Here is an 18,491-nt window from a genome sequence, read left to right as displayed (position 1 = left end):
TCTGAATCTCACCGAGGAGAATCTCATGACTCACGTGACCAACCCGATTCCTACGCCCACCGCCACCCCACCCGATATTTTGCGCTCTGCCTACATGGTCATCGTGGTGACCGATCTGGCCCGGTCACGCGAGTTCTACGTGGATATTCTCGGTCTCGTTGTCACCGAGGAGAACGAGACCGAAATCTACCTCCGCGGCTTTGAGGAATTCATCCATCACAACCTCGTGCTGCGCCAGGGCCCGGTTGCCGCCGTCGCCGCCCTGGCGTTTCGCGTGCGAACCCCCGAAGACGTGGACCTCGCCGAGGCCTACTACCAGGAGCTCGGCTGCCGCACCGAGCGCCGAGCGGACGGTTTCGTGCGGGGCGTGGGTGACAGCGTGCGCGTTGAAGACCCGCTCGGATTCCCCTACGAGTTCTTTTTCACCGTTGACCACGTGGAACGTTTGTCGTGGCGTTTTGATTTGCAGGGTCCTGGCGCCCTTGTTCGCCTCGACCATTTCAATCAGGTCACTCCAGACGTCGGTCGTGGCCGTAAGTACCTCGAAGACCTCGGCTTTCGGGTGACGGAAGACATTCAGGATGCCGACGGCGTCACCTACGCCGCGTGGCTCCGCCGCAAGGACACCGTGCACGATACCGCCCTCACCGGCGGCAACGGCCCCCGCATGCATCACATCGCGTTCGCGACGCACGAAAAGCACAACATCATCTATATCTGCGACAAGCTCGGGGCTCTCCGCAAGAGCGACCTGATTGAACGCGGACCCGGTCGTCACGGTGTCTCGAATGCCTTTTACCTGTATCTGCGCGATCCCGATGGCCACCGCGTCGAGATTTACACCCAGGACTATTACACGGGCGATCCCGACAACCCCGTGGTCACCTGGGACGTGCATGACAACCAGCGGCGCGACTGGTGGGGAAACCCCGTTGTTCCCAGTTGGTACACCGATGCGTCGCTGGTTCTCGACCTGGACGGTAACCCGCAACCGGTGCTCACGCGCGACGAGCCGAGCGAAATGGCCGTGACCGTGGGCGCCGACGGCTTCTCCTACACGCGCCAGGACGACACCGTCGCCGGCTTCAAGCTCGGCAACACACTGTAAACCGCTCCGCCCGTGCCGATCAAGAGAACGGTACGGGCGTGCTCGTTAGAGGGTGTGCAGTTCTCCACGCACGATGGAATCACTGGAATGGGCCGGATTACCATCGTCAGGCTCCGCCGACACGTCAACGAGAGAGTACTGCGCCAGGTCCACAGCAGCCGGAATACTGAACCGCCCGCTGTCTCCATCGAGGAGCCCGATGCTGATCAGAGCGGATGCGTCGGCTTTGATCAACCAGACCTCGCGCAGCTCCGCTCCCGCCGGCGCTGCGGTGAGGTTCACCACCACGTCCCGATGCCCGTCGGCTGACCTCTCAACCTGAACGCTACCGCTGGCATCCCAGCCGGGGAAGGGCTCTAGTTGAGCTTCAGCGATGACAGGAACCGAGGACGTTTGCAGCGAATCCCACCACAGACCGCCGCCGAGTCCCGCCACGAGACCAATGACGCCGGCAGCCACCGCCACGGGAAACCACACCCGCCGACGAGTACGCGACCGAATATCAGAAACGTTGTCCGAATCAGCGACCGGGACAGACGGAGCAACCAGAGAGATAATCGGCGGGGGTGACGTTTCTTCCTCGCCCTCGTCCGTGACGTCGTCGACGATGCGCGGCGTCGCTGCAGTTTCTGCACTGAGCCTGAGCTCGGAATGAATGCGTGTCCACACCTCATCGCGGGGGGTCGCCAGCTCGACCGTGCGGGCGGATCGACCGACCGCCACGATGTGCTGAAGAGAGATGAGATCCAACGCGCACTCGTGGCATGCCGCCGTGTGCTGACGCTCAGACTCGGTGAGGTCGAAATCCGCCATGGCGATCAGGGCGAGATGGTCTCGGTCAATGTGCGTCATCATTCGCCTCCAATCTGGTGCGTAGCCGGGTGAGGCTCCGACGGATATGACTCTTTACGGTGCCCAAGGGCATGCCGAGATTATCGGCAATCTGGGTGTGGGTGAGGTCCTCATAGAAGGCGAGCTGCATAACCTGTTGGGGTATGGCCTCAAGCCGTTGAAGTTCCTCACTCATCATCACACGATCGGCGACGTCCGCCGACTCATCGGCTTGAACAAGTTCGCGCTCAAAGATCACGGCTTCCTCCACCCGCCTGCGGCGGGAGCGAGCCTCATGGGCATCCGCTACCGTGTGCCGGGTGATTCCCACCAACCAGGCCGGCAGTCGCGATCGTGTCGGTTCAAAGGAGTCACGTCCACGCCATGCGGCTAAGAACACCTTCTGTGTGACGTCCTCGGCTTCGGTCGGATCGCCCAGGGAGCGCACGGCAATCGTGTAGACGAGAGATGACCATCGGGCATAGGCCTCAGCGAGTGCGTGCTCGTCACCCGCCTTGAACGCTTCAGCGAGGCGGGCGTGGTCATCTTCGTTGGGGAGTGCTACCACGTCGTCTCGGTGTCCCCCCGTTGGTGAATGCCTTGGAAGGTCGTGCGTCTCGAGTCCGCCGGAGAGCTGGCCTCGACCACCTTTACCTACAGCATAGCGACGCGAGGGCATGATGGTTTTCACTCACGGAATGGACTGCGCCGAGACAATGACGTTCGACGAGTAACGAAGGTTTTCGTAGTCGAATTCGCCGCCACAGGTGACCAGCGTGAGCCGGGACGGACCGTCGCGATCAAAGACCGTTCCCCACGGTACGTCCCCCTTCGGCATCGTTTCGGTGGCGTCGATGGCGTAGCGGTGTTCTGTACCGTCGGTCGTGGTCACCACAATCTCGGTACCGGCCGGCGCCTCGGCGAGCTTGGCAAACGGACCCAGTCCGTACACGAGGGCGTCAACGTGGGCGGCAATAACCGTGGCACCGGTCGCACTGCTGGGAACGGGTCCAAAACGATACCAGGCGGCCACGTCGGGGTTCTTGGGAAGAGCCATATCACCGGCCGCGGCCAAGCCAACAGGTTCAATGGCCATATCGATGCCGAGCGAATCCACTCGGATACGTTGCGGACTCAGCGACTCGAGGTCCGGGGCCGCGCTCAGGGCAGATGAGACCCTCGGGACATCAACTGCGGCGGTGGGAGGCGGTGCAGGAGCAACGCTGGGTGCTGCGGTGGTGGCGGGCGCGACCGAGGCCTCCGTGGAGGTCGCGGCACACCCGGTGAGCAAGACAAGAGCCACAGCGAGCGCTGTGACAGTGCCCGCTGTGGCTCTCATAATGTGCGGTCCTAACTAGCGACGCGCGGCAACGCGGCGCATGCCGATCACCGATGCGGCAACAAGGCCCATGAGCAGTGCTGCGAAGCCACCGACCCAGAGTCCGGTGGTCTCACTCGGTGCGTTCGTTGCGGCCAGGCCAGCTCCACCGGCGTTGATGCTGTCGGGGTTGGAGTGGAGTCCGTCGATCGTCTGCACGCCCAGGGCGAGGTTCGTGTCGGTGAGGCTACCCCACGCGTACACGATCGTGTTCGTGCCCTCGGCAACGTTCACGTCTGCCGGGCCAATCACCGGGTCAGTCGTTCCGGTGGCGGCGACAGCGGCCGAGATGGTTCCGGCAGGAAGCACGAGTACGGACTCGGCCGGGTTCTCGAGGTTCGTGATCGCGGCAGCGCCGTTGGCCAGAATATCAACCGCGGGAGCAGCTGCAACGTGGCGAACCGTCAAGCGGCCCTCACCGGCAGCAAGCTGCGAGATGTCGTTGGTGAACAGCGTGGCGGTGGGGGTGCCATCTGCCTTGAGGTGAGCAACGGCAGTGTAGTTCTTGCCGGCCTCGAGGGGCAGATCAACCGGTCCGATAACGGGTGCGCTGGAATCAGCCGCATCCGCGGCCGTGATGGCGACCGTGTAGGTGCCGGGGGCAAGTGCGAGCGGGCCGGCAAGGTCGCCGGGGGCGAAGTTGTCGAGGGTCAGCGCGTCGTTGACATAAACGTCGACGGTGAGTCCGGGAACGCCATGAAAGACGGACAGCTGAGCATCGCCTTCGGCCGCCTGTGCGGGTGCGATACCGCCGAGGGCGACGAGAGCGCCAAGGGCTCCGGCCGTCAGGCCAATCTTGAGGGACTTATGCATCGTTTCCTCCTGCTTAGGGTGCTGCGTAAATGTGGTGAAGGGAGGCAAATTTCTTCCCTCTTACCTATGTCTTCTCCCGCAGTGCCCAAAACGGATGCACCTGCACCAAAAAGAATTTGATTAAGACGCTGACACTTCCACGGGAAAATGCTCAGCCGAGGAAGGCGAGGGCCGCCGGTTTGAACTCGGGCGCACCGAGCGCGTTGATGTGGGTGCGGCCCGGCAGCTCAAGATACTCGGCACCGGTCCGGCGGGCGAGGTCCTCCGCTCCGGCAGGAATCGGGTCGGCTCCACCACACACGTACAGCTGCGGGATGGTCCGGGGAACGTCGAGCCGAGACCCCGTCATGCCCTGCACGCAGGCCAAGATCGACAGCCGGTCGGCGCCCCCGGCCAGGGCCGGGCCGACGACAGCCGTGATGGTTGGATCACTCGGCACGCTGCCGTCCCGGATGTACTGCTCAAGCGCCGCCGGGTCGAGGGTGGCAAAGTGCTCGATTGGTCCCGCTCCGCCGAGAACCACGCGGCGCACACGTTCGGGAGCAAGTTGCGTGAGGGCGGCGACCACCCGACATCCGAGAGAATACGCCACCACGTCCACCTGCCCGAGTTCGAGGTCGTCGAGCACGAGAACGAGGTCGGCTGCCATTTGGCGGGGAGCGTAATCGGCCGCCGCGTGCGGGCTATCGCTGCGGCCGTGACCACGCAGATCTGGCACGATCACGCCCCGTCCGGACTCGGTGAGAAACCGAACCCACCCCGTGGCACCCCAGGTTGCTGTGCCCGAGGACGCAAAACCGTGCACGAGCATGATCGGTTGTTCCCCGGGAATACTGTCGTACGCGATTCGCACGCCGTCGAGGCGGCGAGCGAACTGCGTTTGCCTCAATCGAGCACGCTGTCGCGGGTCACGACGGTTGATTCGGCGAGCACAGCGCCCAGGTGCGCCATCTCCATGAGGGCGGCCTCACTCGCGGCAGTGTCAACGCCAGCCACGAGATCGGTGAGGACCCGCACATGCTGACCGTGCTCGAGCGCATCGATGACCGAGGCGCGCACGCAGTGGTCCGTGGCGAGTCCGACCACGTCAATGTCGGTCACCCCGCGCAGCGTGAGCAGCCGACCGAGGCTCTCACCGGCATCCGTTGCGCCCGAGAAAATGGAATATCCCGGCTCGCCACGGCCCTTGAGAATGTGCACGGTGCGTTCTGGCAGCGTGAGCGCGGGGTGGTATTGCGCCCCCGGCGTCTCGGCGACGCAGTGCACCGGCCACGTGCTCACGAAATCCGGCTCATCGGCAATGTGGCCGCCGTTGTCGGCATCGGCATCGTGCCAGTCGCGTGACGCGAAGATCGACCGGTAGGCCTGGGGTTTCGCGGCAAGCAGTGCGCTGATTGCTCCGGCAATGCCTTCCCCACCCGTGACCGCCAAGACGCCGCCCTCGGTGAAATCATTCTGTACGTCAATGATGAACAGTGCGCGGGTCACGATGGCTCCTTTGGGGTTGGACGTGGGGGCAATAGGTCGAAGCAAGGAAATTAGTTGTTAGAAAGATTATCGCCGCATCTGAAGAACCCGGTAGTAATTGTGTCGATGGCTTGCTTCGCGTTGTCGCGCACATTGCCGAGGGCATAAACGGCGAAGGTGAGCGGGGTGCCGTCAGCGGAGCGGATGACGCCAGCCAGCGTGTAACCGGTGGTAATCCACCCCGTCTTCGCGAAGACGGCACCGTCGGCGGCGGCGTTCGCACCAGAGAAACGGTCGCTGTAGGAGAGCGATCCGGAGGGGCCACCCGCCACCGGTAACCCATCGAAGATGACGCCAAGATGACCTTCCCGGGCATTGATCTTCACGAAAAGTTCGGTGAAGTAGCGCGGCGGAACGGCGTTCGCGGGGCTGAGCCCCGAGCCGTCCTTGATCACGATTCCGGTCGTGTCGACACCGTAGCTGGCGAGCCCACCCACGATTCCCTGCTGCAGGGCGCTGAAGCTGTTGCCTGCCCCGCTCTGAATGGCCACCAGGCGCGCGAGCATTTCGGCGATGGTGTTGTCTGACACGATGAGCGACTGCTGGATGAGCGTTGATACGGGCTGGGACTGCACGGCACCCAGCTGGGTGGCGCCCGCGGGCGCCGTGCCCGCACTCACCGAGACTCCGCCGCCGAGGGCCTCGGCGAAGGCCGAGCCGGCCCGGCCAATCGGGTCCTCGCTGCGCGGCGAGGTGCTGCGGGCGGGATTGTCACGGTCGCCATCCACCTGAAGGGCCGTGATTTCGGGCATGAAACCCAGGCCCAGCTCAGACCGTGCCCAGCCGTCATCCCAGCCGGGGCCGGAGAAATAGGACGAGTCGAGAACCAGGCTGGTCAGCGGTATGCCCGCGTTGGCCGGGTCAGCATCCCACGCCGTGCGCACCTGCGCGGCCAAATTGTCGAGGTGAGCGGCACCGGTGTAGAACGGTTCAGACCCCGTGGGCAGCCGCGACAGGGTGAGGTCTCCCCCACCCACGAGCACGACCTGCCCGGGTTCGGCCCCCTTCACCACGGTGGTGGACGCCCGATAATCGGGCCCCAGCACGTTGAGGGCGGCGGCGCTCGTAATCACTTTGAGCGCACTGGCGGTGGCGGAAGCGGTGGTGCCACCGCGATCGAAGAGCACCTCGCCGGTGGTGGCATTCACGACCTGCCCCTGAAAGTTTGCCAGCCGGGGATCCGTGGCAAGCCCAGCTACCGAGCAGGTGCGCAGGCGGCTGGCCGCGGTGACCGCCGCGGGGGAAGGACGAGCGGGCGGCACCGTGGCTGTGGGCGTCGGCGTGGGCGACGCTGTGGCAGAGACGGATGCCGCGCTCGGCTCGACGCCGCCGGTGGCCGCTCCCGCCATTACCGCGCCCGTTCCGAGGAGAACGAACACGAGGGCGCCCGCCCCGGCGAGCCAGGCCCGGGGATGCGCCGCGAAGACGGCGCCCAGACCACGCCGGGTCGGGCGCTGGTCACCGGTGCCGGGAAGGTCTGCTGTAGCCACCCGAGTATGTTATCCGACGAGTTGGCTACTCACCCGGGTAGCTCAACCCGATCTGCTCCCGCACGGCGTCAAGGGTCGCCATCATGCTCACCGATTCCTCGGCGCTCAAGATCTCGCCCGTGGTCTTGCCGGCCGCAATGAGCTCTTCCACCTCGGTGGCTTCGTACTGCATGCCACGCCCGACCACGTCACTCACGAACGTCTCGGTCACCTCATTGGCACTGTTGAGCACCCGGAACGTGGTGGGCGCGTACCAGACGGAGTCGATGTCAATGCGCCCGTCGGTTCCGAGAATGCTCGCCGTGTTCGGCCCCTTGGTATCGCTCGCCGAGAGTGTCGTGGCCATCTGGCCACCGGCGTAGCGAAAGATTGTCGCGACCTGAGCATCCGCTCCGGTGGGCTTAAAGGACGCCGAGGCGAGAATTGTCTGCGGTGTGCCAAAGAGGGCCGACGCGAACGAGATGGGGTACACGCCCAGGTCGAGAAGCGCGCCACCACCCAGCGCCAGCGCGTTCAGTCGGTGGGCCGGGTCATCGGGCAGGTCCTGGGTGTGGTCCACCATGAGGCTGTGCACGTCGCCGAGGGTTCCGGCGGCGAGAATCTCGCGAATTCGCACCATGTGTGGCAAAAATCGCGTCCACATGGCCTCCTGCACGAGGAGGTTCTTCTCACGGCCGAGGTCCACGACCGCGCGCGCCTCGCGAGCGTTGAGGGTGAAGGACTTCTCCACCAATACGTGCTTGCCCGCGTTCAACGCGAGCGTGGCGTTCTGCGCATGGAACGGATGCGGGGTGCTCACGTACACGACATCAACCTCGGGGTCATTCACCAGCGCTTCGTAACTGGCGTGCGCGTTGGGAATACCGAGCTCGGCCGCAAAAGCATCCGCGGATTGCTGCGACCGTGACCCCACGGCCTGCACCGTGTGTCCGGTGAGAACAAGATCCTCCGTGAAGGAGTGCGCGATACCGCCCGTGGCCAGGATTCCCCAGCGAATGCCATCAGTCATGACCCGAGCCTACCCAGCCGCACGCGGGCACCGGTGCACCCGATGGAGAGTCCTGTCGTGATGTTGTCCGGCGGCACCGCTGTCACAGGGACTGCCGAAGAATGGATATCACGTCAGCGGCGGTGGGCTGAATGGGATTGTTGACGGTGACGGTATCGGCAAGAGTATCGCTGGCCAGGGAAGCAAGATCGCCCTCGGTCACTCCGAATTTTGCGAGTGGGCCGGTCATCCCCACAGTGACCGCGAGTGCGGCAATGGCACAGATGGCGCTCTCCGCATTTTCGTCGATGGTCGCAGCGGTGCTTCCCACCCCGAGAGCAAAAGCCACCCGAGCGATGCGGGCGGTGCGTGCCCCCAGGTTGAACCGCAACACACCCTCGATCACGATGCAGAGCGCAAGCCCATGTGGAATGTTGAACTGGCCACCGAGCGGATGCGCGATGCCGTGCACGAGCCCCAATCCGGTGTGGGAGAAACCGACACCGGCCACATGACTCGCGAGCAAGAGTTCGGCCCGAGCTTCAATATCGGTCCCGTTTTCACACGCCCGGGGAAGAAACTCAGCAACCGTCGAGATGACCTGCAGAGCGATTCCATCACTGTAGGGATTTGCCCGCACGGACAGGTACGACTCCAACGCATGTGTGAGCGCATCCATGCCCGTGGCTGCCGTCGCCCCCGACGGCAGCCCAACGGTCAGATCCGGATCCAACACCGCCGCGCGGGCGAGGGCGCTGTCATGGCCCACATAGAACTTGCGGTGACTCACCACGTCTGTGATCACGCCAAAAGCGTTCACCTCGGCGCCTGTTCCAGCGGTCGTGGGAACGGCCACGATCGGCAAGGCCGGGTGAGCGAAGGTGCTGCGGTAGTCCAAATCGATTCCCCGCTGCGGATTGAGGGCGCCGAGCGCAATTCCCTTCGCGGCGTCCATCGATGACCCACCACCCACGGCCACGATTCCATCGGCACCAACCGCTGCGGCAAGATCGCTTCCCTCGTCAACGCAGGTCGTTGTGGGGTTCGGCGTGACGCCGCCATATACGGTCACGAGGAGGCCGGCCGATTCGAGGGCGCGGCGTACCGACGCGGTAATCGGGCTCACAGCGAGGAACGGATCCGTGACGATGAGCGCGTGGGTCACCCCACTCTCAGCAGTGATGCGCCCTACCTGAGTGACCGTACCGCGACCAAAATGCGCCACGGGTTTGGGGTCAAGAACGAGCGACGTCTCGCTGAGCGGCTGTGGCAGCGGGGCGAGACCGGTCGCGGTGCGCGGAACAGCTGTGCTGGCAGACGCACTCATGCTGAGGCCAGATCCGAGTTGACCGATGACGCCACGGCGGCGGCGGCCACGGACGCAGCAACCGACGCGGCTACTGAGGCCACAGCTGACAGCTCGGCGGCTTCTTCAGCAGCGCTCACGGCCGCGACCACTTCGGCCGGACTGGCCGAGGTGGAATCGTTCAGGCGCAGATTGATACCGCTGAGGTCTTCGTAGAGTCGCACCGGGCTCATCTCCCCCGCACCGTCACCGTATTGGGCCCGAGCTCGGCGATAGATCTGTTCGACCAATCCACTGAGTTCGGCGGGAACTCCCACCGATCGAGCCAGATCAATAGAGAGACCGAGGTCCTTGCAGGCGAGGGCAATCGAGAAGCCCTCGTCGTAGTCCCCGTCGCCCAGAATCAACAGCACATCATGTTGAACAAAGTTGCTGTTGGCGGGACTCGCAATGAGCGAGGCCCGAAGCACACCCAAATCGACACCGGCCTTCACCCCGATGCTGAGCACTTCGGCTGTGGCCACCAGGTGCGAGAACCACAGCTGGTTGATCATCAGTTTGACGGCGTAGCCGGTCCCGGCAGCACCCACATGCAGGATGCGGTCCGGATCACCCATCGCCTCAAAGATCGGTCGCAGGGAGTCGAAGTCGTCAGACGACCCGCCGACGAAAATCTGCAGCATGCCCGATGCAGCACCAACCGACATGCCGCTCACGGGGGCATCCACGATGCGCAGGCCTCGGTTGGCGTGCTCGAACCGCACTCCATTGGCCACGTCGGGGACGGAGGTGGACATGTCAATCCAACAACCTCCATCCGCGATGCCGGCCAGAATACCGTTCTTGCCATTGACGACCGTGTCAACGTGCCGCGGCGTGGGCAGCATGGTGATGACAACATCGGTCTGGGCTGCAACCTCGGCGGGCGTATCGGCCCAGATCGCCCCGTTAGCGATAAGTTCCGCGGCCGATTCGCGGCGGATGTCGTTGACCACGAGCGCAAAGCCGGCCTTCTGCAGGTTGCGTGTCATACCGGAGCCCATGTTGCCGAGGCCGATGAAGCCGACTCGCGTCGACGGGTGAGCGGTCATAGAAGTTTTCTCAATTCAGTCAGTGGTGAGGAGGTTAGTCAGTGGGGAGTTGCGGCGTACCGAGGTTGATCCATGTGGTTTTCAGCGCGGTATAGGCGTCGAAGGCATGCAGAGACCGGTCTCGGCCGCTCCCGGAATTCTTGAAGCCCCCAAAGGGAGTGATGATGTCAGAGGCATCGAACGTATTCACCCACACCGTTCCAGCGCGCAGTTCCCGGGCCGCGGTATGGGCCGTCGTGATGTTACGTGTCCAGACGCTCGCCGCAAGGCCGTAGGCGCTGGCATTGGCCACCCGCACCGCTTCCGCTGCTCCGCGAACGGTGGTGACGGCCAGGGCCGGGCCGAAGATTTCTTCCTGTCCGATGCGCCCGGCGTTGTCGACGTGGTCGAAGACGGTGGGCTCCACGTAGTACCCCTCGGCCAGCCCGTCCGGATGAACCCGGCGGCCACCGTGCACCACGGCTCCCTCGGCCTGGGCTACATCAGTGTATTCAAGCACCCGGTCAAGCTGTTTCTTACTCGCGATCGTGCCAATTTGGGTTGCCTCGTCGAGGGGGTCGCCCAGCACGAGTGAGCGCCCGACTGCGAGCACCCGATCAACAAGCTCGTCGTGAACACGTTCGTCAACGATGAGTCGGCTACCTCCATGGCAGGTCTGTCCGGCGTTGTAGAAAATGCCCCAGGCCACCGATTCGGCGCACGCGGCCAGGTCCTCGGTATCCGCAAGAACCACCTGGGCAGATTTACCACCGAGCTCGAGTGCCACCTGTTTTCCGTTGGATTCCCCCGAATAGTTGAGAAAGCCGCGACCCACGGCAGGGGAACCCGTGAACGTGATCTTGTCCACCAGCGGATGCCGGCCCAGCGCTTGCCCGGCCACCGGTCCGAGCCCGGGAACAACGTTGAACACGCCGGCCGGAACGCCCGCCTCGACGGCCAGCTGCGCAAGTTTGAGGGCCGACAGGCTCGTGAGCTCCGCGGGCTTGAGCACCACGGAGTTGCCCGCCGCCAGGGCCGGCGCAATCTTCCAGGCCGTGATGATGAGCGGGTAGTTCCATGGCACAACCGCACCCACCACGCCAAGTGGTTCGCGGGTGATCAGCGCAAGGGCGGTGTGCGGGGTGGGGGCGATCTCGTCGTAGATCTTGTCGATTGCCTCGGCGTACCAGCGCACCGTGCGCGCCGCTTGCGGCACATCCACTCGTCGAGCATCCCCGATCGGATGCCCGGAATCGATCGATTCAAGGAGGGCTAGTTCGTCAAGATTTTCCAGCATGAGATCGCTCAGCCGGGTGAGCACACGCGCGCGTTCGCGTCGGTCAGCCCGCGACCAGACACCGGCCTCGAAAGCGCGGGCGGCAGCCCGAACGGCGTCCTCAACATCGGCTTCGCCAGCCGCGCTCACCGCGCACAGGAGTCGCCCATCGCGCGGAGAAATACTGTCAAACGTGGCCCCATCACGGGCTGGCCGAAATTCACCGTTGATGAAGAGCCGGGTTTCCAACTTCAGTGCGGCGGCAGATGCGATCCAGTTGGTCATAGGGTGTACCTCTTCACTGCGGTCCAGTCGATTTGAGCGCCGAGCCCCGGCGCGGTTGGCACCACGAGATCGCCAGCCGCGTCGATGTCGAGTGGGGTCATAAAAAAGTCGCGGCGTTCCGGCGTCCACCCGGGAGGATCATAGGGAAATTCCAGGTACGGTCCGGCATCTACCCCCGCTGCCACCTGCAGGTTGGCGAGCAAACCCAAGCCATTGCTCCAGGTGTGCGGGGTGAAGAGCCGATGCCGAAGGTTCGCAGATTCCGCCACCTGACGAGCTCGATACATACCGACCGCGAGCACGACGTCGGGTTGATAGATGTCGTAGGCATCCGCTTCGATCAGCGCATTCATTTCACCCATACTGCGCACCATTTCACCCGCTGCAACCTGAATACCCGTTTCCGAGCGGATGCGCCGAGCACCGACAACGTCAGCCTGCGGTAAGGGTTCCTCGAGCCACAGCACACCCAGATCGTTGAGCTCCTCAGCGATCCGGCGAACGCGCGCGAGGGGCAAGGCGGCCTCGATGTCACCACTCATGCGCCACATCTGGTTCAGGTCGACCATGATGTCAAAGTGAGGACCGACGGCCTCGCGCGTGGCCCGTACGGCCTCGATACCCTCGTCAATCCGGTCACGGGCAATACGGATCTTCATGGCCTTGAAGCCACGCTCACGCGCAGCTAGCGCGGACTCGGCCCGAGCGGCGGGTGGTTTCAGTTCCCCGCAGGACGCGTATGCCGCGAGCCGGTCGCGTGCACCACCGAAAAGCACGCTGACGGGCAGCCCAGCGACCTGACCAATAATGTCCCAGAGTGCTGCTTCCAGCGGCCAATACCGTCCGCCGTGAAAGTTGATGGTCTCAATGCGGCGTACCTGGTTGAGGATCTGGAGAGGGTCGGTACCAAGAAACAGATCTTCGTATGCTTCGAAACCATCCATCGTGTCACCCGAACCCACACCGATGACCCCGGAATCCGTTTCGACCTGCACCAGAGTGGCCGGAAAGATTCTGCGGGGAATAGGATCCCAGGCCGCCAGGAAGGGCGGATCAAGCGGCAGGGCGAGACGGGTGAGGCGAATCGCCGTGATCTTCATGTTGAGGCTCCGGACGGGATCGCGGACGACGCCCGGTTGTCGCTGGCGGCGGGGGTGAAGAACGGGTTGGACGGGCTGTCACGGGCAGCGATCACGGCATCCGCGCTGGGCAGAGAAGCTGTGCCGTTGACCAGAGCGGTGTGCACCGAGAGCCGATTGTTGGCATAGACCGCTTCCGCGTCATCGGCGGCGGGGTTCACCCAGACGGCGGCGATGATCACCCAGCTGTCGGCCTGTTCGCGGGAAATGGTGCCATCGAACAGTGCCTCTGCGACTCCGGCGGCGATGCCTGCCTGAGCTGGTCCCCAAATGAGGAGACCGTGGGCATCCGACGCCGGGGCGGCTTTCGTGACGAAGAGCGTGAGCGGTTTTACGGGCAGTGATGGACGGAGCACCGTGACGAAGGGTACGTGCCCGGTACTGGGAGTCGCTAGGGCAGTCGCCCACGCGACCCCGGCTGGCCCCTCGCGGTGACCGAAGACGGTGTTGACATGGGCAGCGTTGACACCGTCACCAACAAAGCTCTCGCCAATTTGCAGGGCTTGGGCTGCACGAGGGGCCAGGGTCATCAGATCAGTCCCTGTTCCGTCAGCCAGTCGTTCGCGATGTCTTCGGGGTCGTCACCATCGACATCAGCCTGCGCGTTGAGCTTTTGCATTTCTTCGGTCGTGAGCTTGTCGCTCATGAGCGCCATCACGTCCGCAATACCCGGATACTCATCGAGCACGGTCTGCTTGAGCGTGAACGCACCCTGGTAGACGGGGAAGAACTCCTTGTCGTCTGTCAGAACCGTGAGGTCGAGGGCGGTGATTCGACCGTCGGTTTGGAACACCTCACCGAAGTTGCAGTCATCGCCCTTTTGCGTGGCCGTGTAGATAACTCCCGTGTCGAGAAGGGCAACGTTCGAGTCGGGAATGTCGAGGCCGTAAGCGGCCTTGAGCCCTGGCCAGCCATCATCACGGGTGGAGAACTCACTTTCAATGCAGAAGGTCTGATCGGCGGCGGGCAGCGTGGCGATATCGCTGAGCGACGTGACGCCCAGTTCCTTAGCCTTGTCGGAGCGAATCGCAAAGGCATAGGTGTTGTTGAGCGGTGCCGGGTCGAGCCAGGCAATCCCGTTCGCGGCGTCCGCCTCCTTTGTCGCGTCAAACTGGGCTTGCTCCCCCTGCACCGGAACCGTGTTGTTGTTGTAGGTGATCCAGGAGGTTCCGGTGTATTCCCAGTAACCCATGAAGTCGTCGCTTTCGAGGGCGGCACGCACGTTGGCCGAGCCGACAACCTGCGTGTTGGCATCCGTCTCAGCGCCGTGAGCGTTGAGAAGCCCGCTCGTCAAGTACGCCAGGATGTATTGCTCCGAGAAGTCCTTGGCACCGATGGTGCCAGTGAGGCCGGCGACTTCATCACCCTTCGCTCCCGCCGTGCTCGCCGCTCCGGCGGAACAGCCGGACAGCGCCAAGGCTCCGACGGCGCTGAGCGCCAGGATCGATAGGACAGTGGTTTTTTTCATGGTTTCTCCTCGTGTGCAGGGTGGGACTGGCTGTGTTCGGATGAAAAGTCAAGAAATTCAGGTGCCACGCGGGCGTAAAACGTCTTCGAAAGTCGCGGCGATCCAATCGATGAGAAGCGCAATGCACGCCACCAGGACGGCACCGGTAACGAGGACGGGGTACCGCTGCAGTTTGAGACCGTTGACGATCATGTCGCCCAAACCACCGGCGTTGATAAAGGTTGCGATAGTTGCCACGCCGACGCAGAAGACCAGAGAAGTGCGCAGCCCCGCCAGGATCACCGGGACAGCCAGGGGCAGTTCGATGCGGAAGAGCACCTGATTTCGGGTCATGCCCATTCCAAACGCGGACTCGCGCACGTTTTCATCGATCTGCTGTAACCCGACCATGGTGTTGCGCAGCACGGGCAGGAAAGAATAGATGACGAGTCCAACCAGAGCGGTGAGATAGCCGGTCTGCCAGATGATGGCCAGCAGAATGATGACGCCAACTGCCGGTGTGGCCTGTCCCACGTTTGCGAGGGCGAGAACGGTGCCTTTGAGAACACGTGAACGGGTGCGGCTGAGCAGAATACCCGTGGGAATGGCGAGAACGGCTACAAGGGCCGACGCGACCACGGTGAGTCCGAGGTGTTCCCGCACGCGGGCGATGATGTAGTCCGCGTTGAGCGTGCGCGACTCAATTGAATCAAGCGAACGGTTGGAGAGCCAAAAATAGAGGATGGCGAGCACGATCAGCACCACCGCAGGGGTGACGAACCTCTTCACCGACAAGATCTCCGCGCGGCGTGAGGCCGGGCGGCTCACCGTAGCCATCGGACTGGTGGCAGTAGGTAGAACCACGGTCACGCCTCCGCTGCAGGGGCGAGGGTGGGCACCTCGGCACCGAGTACAGCCGATATCTGATCGACGGTAATTGAGCCCACCACCCGTTTGTCCTCATCGAGAACCGCAAGCGCGGGTAACCCGGTCAGCACGAGCGCGTCGAGAGCGTCGCGCAAAGAGTCGGTCGTGCGCACCGTTGTCGCGGTCCGGGGAGCTGCGCTCGCTGGACCAAGCCTCGCCGCCGTGACCGGAATGAGAACAAGACGCTTAATGGCGGTGCCGAGACCAATGAAAGATGAAACATAGTCGTTGGCAGGGTTCGTGAGGATATTGGCGGGAGTGTCGAACTGTTCGATCTGGCTGCGGTTGCTCAAGACGGCGATGCGGTCGCCCAGTCTCACGGCCTCATCGAAGTCGTGAGTGACGAAGATGATGGTCTTGCCAATCGACGCTTGCAGGCGCAAGAATTCGGCCTGCAACTTCTCGCGAGTGATCGGGTCAGTCGCGCCAAACGGCTCGTCCATGAGCATCACGGGAGGGTCTGCGGCTAAAGCGCGAGCCACACCCACGCGCTGCTGCTGCCCACCAGAGAGCTGTTTCGGGTACCGATGAGCGAAGTCTTCCGGTTCGAGACCCACGGTCGTGAGCAGTTCGTACACCCGGTCGTTTGTCTTCCCCTTACTCCAGCCCAGAAGCTTGGGGACGACGGCAATATTCTCGGCAATCGTCATGTGCGGGAACAGGCCAATTTGTTGAATGACGTAGCCAATATGCCGCCGCAGCTCGCTCGGGTTGAGCGACAGCACATCGCGGCCGTCGATGGAGATGGAGCCGCTCGTGGGTTCGATAATGCGGTTGATCATCTTCATCGTTGTGGTTTTTCCGCATCCGCTCGGCCCGACGAACATGATCAGCTCACCCGGTTGCACGGTCATGGAAAAGTCCTGGACAGCTGGCACAGGCTGGTTGGGGTACTGCTTGGTGACGCTCTTGAGCTCGATAAGAGCACCACTCGTCTTACCAGCGATCTGGATAAGGGCGGTGTTCAGTTGCTTAGGCACGGAGTCCCCTTGATGTGGTTGTTCGGGTGATGGCCACAAAGGCTGCATCAACGACGAGGGCGAGAATCACGACACCAAATGTTCCGGTGAGGGCAAAATTGAGGGCATTCTTGGAACCGAGCGAGCTGAGACCCTGAAAAATGAACTGCCCTAAGCCAGGGCCGGCGACGTAGGCAGCGATGGCCGCGACGCCGATCGTCAGCTGGGCAGCCACGCGAACTCCCGTGAGGATGATTGGCCACGCCATCGGAAGTTGCACCCGGAGCAACACCGTGAATGGTGTCATTCCCATACCGAGGGCGGCCTCCATGATGGCTGGTGGAACCTCACGCAGCCCCACAACCGTGTTCCGCACGATGGGCAGCAACGAATACATCACCAGAGCGATGACCGTTGGGATCCAGCCGAGTCCGAATATGGGGAGCAGAAGAGCCAGCAGCGCGAGGGACGGGATAGTGAGGGCGACACCTGCTGCGGCGATGACCGTAGATCGAGGCAGTGGTTTGTTCCACACCAACATGCCAACGCCGACACCAATAACCGTGGCGATCAGGAGCGAGACCGCGACAACAGCGATGTGTTCGCCCACCAATTCCAGAATGTCGTCCCATCTGCGTACCCAGAACGTCAAGAGTCCGTTCAAATCTAGGTTCACGGGCGCGGCCTCCTTCACTCAACTCTGCGTGAACCGCCATTCGTGTGAATTGGCGGTGGGATACAGCGAGACTACGAGATGGGGTGTATTTGCACAACCACGATTGCGCATATGGCAACTGCCGGTTAGTGTGCTGTCATGCAGAACAACACCCTGGGTCGTGATTCCCAACCAGCACCAGCCCCGCCCCGCCGGAACTCTGCAGGATTACGGCGCGATTTCGAGATCCTGGAGATTCTCGGATCTCCTGAGGCTGAGGCGTCTGGAGGGTTTGGCGTGCTGCGAGTGGCGCAACTGTCCGGCCGGGACAAGGGGCTTGTGTCACGCACGTTGGCAACCCTTGCCGAGTTTGGCCTCGTCTCCCGCGACGAGGTCACCCAGAACTATCGCTTGGGATACCAGCTCTATGCCCTTGCGGCGCGCACGCTGGAGTCACGACTCGTTCGGGCATCTGTTCCGTATCTGCGTCGTGTGGTCACGGCAACGCATGAAACCACTCACCTCTGTGTACTGCGTGGGGGGAACGTGCTGACCCTCGCCAGCGAACTGAGCGAGTATGCATTTCGCGGCCTCGGCTGGGAGGGGGTCAGCACTGCGGCGTGGCGCACGTCGTCGGGCCGTGTGCTGGTGAGCGACTGGGCCGAAGACGATTTGAAGCGCTGGTACGAAGCCCATGGCAGCGACGAACCCGTGACCAGCCCTGGGGCTCCGGTACTACTCGGAACCGCCATGGCTCCGGCCGCGCGAGAAAATGACGGAGTGCCGCTGGTGACCGACTTCGAGAGCTTGAAGCGCGAGGTTGCTCACATTCGTCGTCGTGGCTATGCCACCGTCGACGAGGAATTTGAGAAGGGTGTCGTGGGAGTCTCCGCGCCGGTCTTTGATTTTCGACGCAACATCATCGCCGCGATCAATGTCAGTGCACCAAAGACACGGCTCGGAACCCACCTCCATGAGGCCGGGGCGCTGGCCGCCCGGGTCGCCGCGGAGCTCTCCGTGCAACTCGGGGCACCCCCAACGTCATAATCACGGTTTTCGCCTGCCTTTGCGGGCGGGTGCTCTCGTTGCAGCTGGCGCGTTGGTACTGGCGCTTCGCCGGCGTGGACTGCGAACCCGCTGAGCGCCACCCGGCAGGAGAAGAACTGAGCCATCGCGACCAGTGCGTGCTGTCGGCTCCGGGATATTTTGTGGAGCCGCCTGTCAGAATCGAACTGACGACCTTCTCATTACGAGTGAGATGCTCTACCAACTGAGCTAAGGCGGCGTTACCA

Annotated in this window: 19 protein-coding genes and 1 tRNA gene; 2 read left to right on the top strand and 18 right to left on the bottom strand. The window is 63.1% G+C overall.

Annotation, left to right across the window (positions count from 1 at the left end; all coding sequences use genetic code 11):
- Window positions 1-34 precede the first annotated feature (34 nt).
- Window positions 35-1,108 carry a 3,4-dihydroxyphenylacetate 2,3-dioxygenase gene (gene hpaD, locus H4V99_RS03060; RefSeq protein WP_280679917.1) on the top strand — a complete coding sequence of 358 codons (1,074 nt, stop codon included), beginning with the start codon at window positions 35-37 and terminating at the stop codon, window positions 1,106-1,108.
- A gap of 45 nt (window positions 1,109-1,153) precedes the next feature.
- On the opposite strand, the gene H4V99_RS03055 is transcribed toward hpaD, so the two are convergent.
- The 17 genes from H4V99_RS03055 to H4V99_RS02975 all read right to left on the bottom strand — a co-directional run bounded on the left by H4V99_RS03055 (window position 1,154) and on the right by H4V99_RS02975 (window position 17,220).
- The gene (locus tag H4V99_RS03055; RefSeq protein ID WP_280675413.1) at window positions 1,154-1,963 is read right to left on the bottom strand and encodes an anti-sigma factor; all 810 of its coding nucleotides are present in this window, start codon (window positions 1,961-1,963) and stop codon (window positions 1,154-1,156) included.
- Window positions 1,947-2,507 (bottom strand): sigma-70 family RNA polymerase sigma factor, encoded by a 561-nt coding sequence (locus H4V99_RS03050; protein WP_280675411.1) that lies wholly within the window; start codon window positions 2,505-2,507, stop codon window positions 1,947-1,949. Before H4V99_RS03050 ends, H4V99_RS03055 begins: the two co-directional genes overlap by 17 nt.
- Before the next feature lie 123 nt (window positions 2,508-2,630).
- Complete coding sequence (locus H4V99_RS03045) at window positions 2,631-3,278, bottom strand: class F sortase (protein WP_280675409.1); 648 nt, start codon at window positions 3,276-3,278, stop codon at window positions 2,631-2,633.
- Between the two features lie 15 nt (window positions 3,279-3,293).
- Window positions 3,294-4,130 (bottom strand): DUF4397 domain-containing protein, encoded by an 837-nt coding sequence (locus H4V99_RS03040; RefSeq protein WP_280675407.1) that lies wholly within the window; start codon window positions 4,128-4,130, stop codon window positions 3,294-3,296.
- A gap of 151 nt (window positions 4,131-4,281) precedes the next feature.
- A complete protein-coding gene (locus tag H4V99_RS03035) occupies window positions 4,282-5,019 on the bottom strand; it encodes an alpha/beta fold hydrolase (protein WP_280675405.1) in 738 nt (245 codons plus the stop codon).
- A complete protein-coding gene (locus H4V99_RS03030) occupies window positions 5,016-5,618 on the bottom strand; it encodes an isochorismatase family protein (RefSeq protein WP_280675404.1) in 603 nt (200 codons plus the stop codon). The genes H4V99_RS03035 and H4V99_RS03030 overlap by 4 nt, the downstream gene beginning before the upstream one ends.
- Before the next feature lie 50 nt (window positions 5,619-5,668).
- Complete coding sequence (locus H4V99_RS03025) at window positions 5,669-7,147, bottom strand: D-alanyl-D-alanine carboxypeptidase (RefSeq protein ID WP_280675402.1); 1,479 nt, start codon at window positions 7,145-7,147, stop codon at window positions 5,669-5,671.
- 25 nt (window positions 7,148-7,172) lie between these two features.
- Window positions 7,173-8,156 carry a Gfo/Idh/MocA family oxidoreductase gene (locus H4V99_RS03020; RefSeq protein ID WP_280675400.1) on the bottom strand — a complete coding sequence of 328 codons (984 nt, stop codon included), beginning with the start codon at window positions 8,154-8,156 and terminating at the stop codon, window positions 7,173-7,175.
- Window positions 8,157-8,238: 82 nt separating this feature from the next.
- Complete coding sequence (locus tag H4V99_RS03015) at window positions 8,239-9,462, bottom strand: iron-containing alcohol dehydrogenase (protein WP_280675398.1); 1,224 nt, start codon at window positions 9,460-9,462, stop codon at window positions 8,239-8,241.
- Window positions 9,459-10,532, bottom strand: a complete 1,074-nt coding sequence (locus H4V99_RS03010) for an NAD(P)-dependent oxidoreductase (RefSeq protein ID WP_280675396.1) — start codon at window positions 10,530-10,532, stop codon at window positions 9,459-9,461. Before H4V99_RS03010 ends, H4V99_RS03015 begins: the two co-directional genes overlap by 4 nt.
- 34 nt (window positions 10,533-10,566) lie before the next feature.
- The gene (locus tag H4V99_RS03005) at window positions 10,567-12,072 is read right to left on the bottom strand and encodes an aldehyde dehydrogenase (protein ID WP_280675394.1); all 1,506 of its coding nucleotides are present in this window, start codon (window positions 12,070-12,072) and stop codon (window positions 10,567-10,569) included.
- Window positions 12,069-13,172 carry a mandelate racemase/muconate lactonizing enzyme family protein gene (locus H4V99_RS03000; protein ID WP_280675392.1) on the bottom strand — a complete coding sequence of 368 codons (1,104 nt, stop codon included), beginning with the start codon at window positions 13,170-13,172 and terminating at the stop codon, window positions 12,069-12,071. Before H4V99_RS03000 ends, H4V99_RS03005 begins: the two co-directional genes overlap by 4 nt.
- Window positions 13,169-13,741 carry a formaldehyde-activating enzyme gene (gene fae, locus H4V99_RS02995; protein ID WP_280675390.1) on the bottom strand — a complete coding sequence of 191 codons (573 nt, stop codon included), beginning with the start codon at window positions 13,739-13,741 and terminating at the stop codon, window positions 13,169-13,171. Before fae ends, H4V99_RS03000 begins: the two co-directional genes overlap by 4 nt.
- Entirely contained in the window at window positions 13,741-14,679 is a 939-nt protein-coding gene (locus tag H4V99_RS02990) for a glycine betaine ABC transporter substrate-binding protein (protein WP_280675388.1), read from the bottom strand. The genes fae and H4V99_RS02990 overlap by 1 nt, the downstream gene beginning before the upstream one ends.
- Before the next feature lie 57 nt (window positions 14,680-14,736).
- A complete protein-coding gene (locus tag H4V99_RS02985) occupies window positions 14,737-15,522 on the bottom strand; it encodes an ABC transporter permease (RefSeq protein WP_280675386.1) in 786 nt (261 codons plus the stop codon).
- A 2-nt stretch (window positions 15,523-15,524) separates the two neighbouring features.
- Window positions 15,525-16,565 carry an ABC transporter ATP-binding protein gene (locus H4V99_RS02980; RefSeq protein WP_280675384.1) on the bottom strand — a complete coding sequence of 347 codons (1,041 nt, stop codon included), beginning with the start codon at window positions 16,563-16,565 and terminating at the stop codon, window positions 15,525-15,527.
- The gene (locus tag H4V99_RS02975; RefSeq protein WP_280675382.1) at window positions 16,558-17,220 is read right to left on the bottom strand and encodes an ABC transporter permease; all 663 of its coding nucleotides are present in this window, start codon (window positions 17,218-17,220) and stop codon (window positions 16,558-16,560) included. The genes H4V99_RS02980 and H4V99_RS02975 overlap by 8 nt, the downstream gene beginning before the upstream one ends.
- 138 nt (window positions 17,221-17,358) lie before the next feature.
- Here H4V99_RS02975 and H4V99_RS02970 point away from each other — a divergent pair, with 138 nt between their 5' ends.
- Window positions 17,359-18,246 (top strand): IclR family transcriptional regulator, encoded by an 888-nt coding sequence (locus H4V99_RS02970; protein ID WP_280675380.1) that lies wholly within the window; start codon window positions 17,359-17,361, stop codon window positions 18,244-18,246.
- A gap of 162 nt (window positions 18,247-18,408) precedes the next feature.
- Here H4V99_RS02970 and H4V99_RS02965 read toward each other — a convergent pair.
- Window positions 18,409-18,484: transfer RNA gene (locus H4V99_RS02965), tRNA-Thr, on the bottom strand.
- Window positions 18,485-18,491 lie beyond the last annotated feature (7 nt).

Origin of the sequence: Cryobacterium sp. CG_9.6, from assembly GCF_029893365.1 — a bacterium.
Taxonomy (GTDB): Bacteria; Actinomycetota; Actinomycetes; order Actinomycetales; family Microbacteriaceae; genus Cryobacterium.
The sequence above is the reverse complement of the archived record's forward strand: the minus strand, read 5'-3'. Positions and strand labels throughout refer to the sequence as shown.